The sequence below is a fragment of the Vreelandella indica genome (assembly GCF_037070225.1).
GTDB lineage: Bacteria > Pseudomonadota > Gammaproteobacteria > Pseudomonadales > Halomonadaceae > Vreelandella > Vreelandella arctica.
This window is the reverse complement of the sequence record NZ_JBANSO010000076.1, coordinates 1-2,162: the sequence shown is the minus strand read 5'-3', so window position 1 is coordinate 2,162 and position 2,162 is coordinate 1. Positions and strand designations below refer to the sequence as shown.

Below are 2,162 nucleotides of genomic sequence, written 5' to 3'. Positions count from 1 at the left end.
GTGTCTGAACGCCGGAAAGTGGTTAAAAAGTAGCCGATGTAAGTCGAGCCAGTAGGTGTTTAGCGGTGTTACAGCCTGAGTGCGGTACTGGCTGAGGTACTATGAGAAATCCAGGCTAGATACCTCTCCTAGTGAAAGTTTTGACCGGATCACACGGATGGCCAGTCAACTTTTCGGTTTGCCAATCGCAGCGGTGTCGCTTACTGATGAAAACCGTCAATGGTTTAAGTCTAGGGTAGGCGTTGATCATTGGGAGATACCCCGTGAAACAGCGCCCTGCGCAGATGTCTGTAACTCCTCTCACCCCCTTATCATCCAAGATCTTCTCGCCTCGGACTGCTACCGAAATAGCTATTTAGCAAACTCAGGCATTCGTTTCTACGCGGGCGCTCCACTAGTGACTCGTGAAGGCCATACCTTGGGCGCGATGTGCGTTCTGGGCACTCAACCACGTGAGGTATCTGAACAAGAGCAGGCAACGCTTCGCGATCTGGCCGCCATGGTAATGGCACAGATTGAGTTGCAGCACGTCTTCGGCCGGATCGACCCGTTGACGGGCCTTTCCAACCGCCACCAGTTTGCCGAAGACTTGCAGGATATGGAGCGGGATGTGCCGAACGGACGAAGAGTTGCGTTATTTACCGAGGTGGTCAATGCCAGCGAATTAAGTATGTTCCACCGCACCATGGGGCCCGCTTTTCTTGATGAGCTGGCACGGATTGCAGCTCGTTGCCTGCAACAGGCCATTGGTCCATCATCAACGCTCTATTACCTAGGCGGATGTCAATTCATGCATCTGGTGAACCAAGCGAGTGATGCTGAGCTGCTGGAAGAGGCGCTTCGTTTACGCCAAGCGCTACTCGCACTCGAATCCACTCGCGACGTTCCAGTCTTGATACACCCCATCATGGGCATCGCTCCCTTTTGTCTGGGCGAAGTTACGGCCGCGGATGTCTTGCGAATCGCTCATGCCGCTTGCCTGGATGCTCGTCAGGCTGGAGAAGTTGCTGGGCTCTTTTCACTGGACTTGGATGCCCATCATCAACGACGCTTTACCCTACTGGGCGACATCGGCCGGGCACTAGACAATGAGGATGAGCTTTACCTGGTTTTCCAACCACGCGTCTCCCTTGGAAGCGGCGAGTGTTTAGGAGCGGAAGCGTTGTTGCGGTGGCATCACCCAACCTTAGGTGAAGTATCGCCTGGCGAATTTATTCCCCTGATCGAAAATACCCCCATGGCAAAACCGTTAACGCAGTGGGTGTTGCGTCACGCCATTCGCCAGGCGGCGGTTTGGCATCAACAGGGAGAAACACTCCAGATTTCGGTCAATGTCTCAGCCACTAATCTTGAGGAGGAGGATTTTGCCGAGCGGCTTTTGGATGAGATGGCGCGTATGTCACTTCCGAGTACCGCTATAGAAGTCGAACTTACCGAAAGCGCTCTGATTGGCCAGGGGCAGGTAGCGGCCAACCAGCTTAAGGCGATAATAGCGGCAGGACTGCAAATCGCTATTGACGATTTTGGTACCGGCTATAGCAGTCTCTCCTATCTGCATGAGATTCCTGCCCACACCGTAAAAATCGACCGCCGCTTTATCACCGAGCTTGGTCAGGACGCGCGCACCGAGACGCTAGTTAATTCCATGATCTCAATGGCCCATGACCTAGGCTACCGAGTGGTAGCAGAAGGAATAGAAAACGATATCTCCTACCGCCGCCTCGTGGAACTAGGCTGCAACGAAGCTCAAGGATATTTTATCGCTAAACCTCTATTACCCCTGGTATTCGAAAAGTGGCTACATGAAAGAACAGTTCAATAATGCGAATTGCCTGAACCTCTCCAATTGATTTGGGCTCCCTCGGGTATCGTCGTTATTGCTGCGGTTCCTTCTTCAAATGACCACTTTGAGGTGAAAGAGCCTCAAGTTGGCAAAGAGTTCGATGCCAATAGCTGGCTGCTGTTTTGCGAGAACCCAGCTAAAGATGGCCCAGTTGTTATTCACAGTTCTGTGCTCCCGATACTCTATACTTATCTAAGTCCTGAATCCGTGAGACCGGCCCCCGGAAGCACTTCTAACCCACTGACCTGCATGGCAATATAGCCATTATCGCCATTCACCCAGACAGTGCCATGCCCAACATAAAGTTCCGCGCCAGTTG

General features: G+C 52.5%; 1 protein-coding gene. It reads left to right on the top strand.

What is annotated here, in order from left to right; translation table 11 throughout:
• The first annotated feature begins 79 nt into the window (after window positions 1-79).
• On the top strand, window positions 80-1,822 hold the full coding sequence (locus V8L71_RS20510; protein ID WP_336275320.1) for a sensor domain-containing phosphodiesterase: 1,743 nt from the start codon (window positions 80-82) through the stop codon (window positions 1,820-1,822).
• Window positions 1,823-2,162 lie beyond the last annotated feature (340 nt).